2 protein-coding genes and 1 pseudogene are annotated in these 1,993 nt (G+C 61.0%); 2 read left to right on the top strand and 1 reads right to left on the bottom strand.

Annotated elements, in window-relative coordinates:
- Positions 1-457: 457 nt before the first annotated feature.
- Positions 458-886, top strand: a complete 429-nt coding sequence (locus tag QCM77_RS45715; RefSeq protein WP_462804422.1) for an IS66 family transposase — start codon at positions 458-460, stop codon at positions 884-886.
- A gap of 101 nt (positions 887-987) precedes the next feature.
- Positions 988-1,356, top strand: a complete 369-nt coding sequence (locus QCM77_RS45710) for an IS66 family transposase (protein ID WP_462804421.1) — start codon at positions 988-990, stop codon at positions 1,354-1,356.
- 59 nt (positions 1,357-1,415) lie between these two features.
- Here QCM77_RS45710 and QCM77_RS45705 read toward each other — a convergent pair.
- Positions 1,416-1,884: pseudogene (locus QCM77_RS45705) on the bottom strand (ATP-binding protein); the annotation flags it as partial.
- Between the last annotated feature and the right edge of the window lie 109 nt (positions 1,885-1,993).

The following is a 1,993-nucleotide window of genomic DNA, read 5'->3' as shown; positions in this document are numbered from 1 at the left end:
GGCTTCTTCGTCCATTGGCGCCGCCCCCTGCGAATCGGTGCCAGACAAGGAATCACGGTCGATTCCTGCGATGCAATGGTTTGTGCGCTCCCTCAGCCCGTTCGACCAAATGTGGGTAATTGAAAGCTTCGCCGGATGCTTACGGTGAAACGGATGCGTGCCCCCCACAAACTGCAGCCGTGCATTCGAAGAGGCTGCATTCTCAGTTGAGATACGAGCGGCTGGAGGACGGTGCCTTCCGCTGGCCGAAGATTGAGAACGGCTTGATGCGTTTGTCGGCCGCGCAACCTGTCGGCGCTGTTGGAAGGACTGGACTGGCGGTGCGTCCATGAGGCGCGCGAAACAGTGTCTTTATCTCTGAGCTAAGTGAATTAGACCACCCGCATCGAAATGCTCACAGAATGCCGCCGAATATCATCTCCAAGCGACGCATTGCCCGATCATCTCGAGACGATGAATGCGATGCTGCTCGCCGAGCGGATGCAAAAAGGGGCGGCTTTGCCAGATCATCACGAAATTGCATCGGCACGATTTTGGCCGCCGGGCCGAGACCCTTCCCGAAGACCAGATGCTGCTCGGCCTTGAAGACGTTGAGCAAACGGCAGCGAGCGACGCGGCGACAGGAGATCAGTTGGCTCCCGCCGCGCGGGCCGAGCAGCGCCGCACCAACCTTGCCGGCTGCCAGCGCATCTGCCGCGGCTGGAGCTCGTTGTCGAAGACAACGTTTGCCCTTGTTGCAAGGGCGAATTGCATCGGATCGGCGAGGGCAAAGCGAGCGGCTGACTTGGTGCCGGCGCAGTTCCGGGTGTCTATCAATGGGCGCCGAAATACGCCTGTCGGCGTTGCGAAGATGGTGTCGTGCAGGCTCCTGCGCCCGCGGGACTGATCGCAGCCGGCCTGCCGATGGAACCTATCGAGCTGGATCGATCCACGCTGACCGACTAGGTCGGCCACGCTGCCTGCCGCCTGCGTCCACTGCAGGAGCGGATGTTGGTGGGGCTGAAGGAGTGCACACGATTATTTGCGGACGAGACAAACGCTCCCGTGCTGGATCCCGGTTGGGGTTGCACCAAGACTGGCCAGCTTTCGGCCTATGCCGCTGACGACCGGCCATGGGGCGACTATGATCCACCGGCCGTCGTTATGTCTATGAGCGCAACTCCGAACGGCCGATCACCCCTCTGGAGGACTTTAGGGGCATTCTCAGGTCGATGGCTATGCCGGCTACCGCAAGCTGGCCGACCGCGGCGACATCCGCCTTGCATTCTGCTGATTGCACTTGCGCGTTATAGCACGACAATCTGGATGGGAAGCGCGCGACAATCAGGATGGCGAGTCGGTGTCGCGGCGAAGTGATGATCGCCGCGATGATTGTCGCGCGCAAGAGTTTTGTTCGCTCTGATTGTCGCGGAGCGTCAATCAGCGAGTGTTTTTGGTGTCGCGTGCGAGGGTGGTCGCCCTGGACCACGCTTCCGTTCGAGCGCGGTGCGCCTGCGATAGCTTTCGACGTTCATCTCGACGATAGTGGCGTGGTGAACGAGGCGATCGATGGCGGCGAGCGTCATAGCAGGGTCCGGGAAGAGCCTGTTCCACTCTCCGAAGGGCTGATTGGCGGTGATCAGCATGGAACGCCGCTCGTAGCGTGCGCTGATGAGCTCGAACAGCACGCTGGTCTCGGCCTGGTCCTTGGTAACGTAGGCAAGATCATCGCAGATCAGGAGATCGAAGCGATCGAGGCGGTTAATGGCGGCCTCGAGATTGAGTTCGCGGCTCGCGGCGCGCCACCTGGAGCTTCTGCACGAGATCGGTGGTGCGGGTGAAGGGGACGCGCCATCCGTTCTCGATAAGGGCCAGGCCGATCGCTGCCGGAGCTATGCGGGATTTTGGGTGACGGGGTGATCAGGCGGCGTGGTTTGCCGGCGCTTGGATGACCTCGATGCCGTCGTTGAATCTGACACCTGCGATGATCTTCGGCAACTGGTTTGTGCCTTTG

This window comes from Bradyrhizobium nivariense (assembly GCF_029846695.2).
Lineage (GTDB): Bacteria > Pseudomonadota > Alphaproteobacteria > Rhizobiales > Xanthobacteraceae > Bradyrhizobium.
The sequence above is the reverse complement of the archived record's forward strand: the minus strand, read 5'-3'. Positions and strand labels throughout refer to the sequence as shown.

Bases quoted from the DNA above. Each gene is read 5' to 3' on its own strand.
- QCM77_RS45710 (WP_462804421.1), top strand. From the start codon at position 988: ATGTTGGTGGGGCTGAAGGAGTGCACACGATTATTTGCGGACGAGACA.
- QCM77_RS45715 (WP_462804422.1), top strand. From the start codon at position 458: ATGCGATGCTGCTCGCCGAGCGGATGCAAAAAGGGGCGGCTTTGCCAG.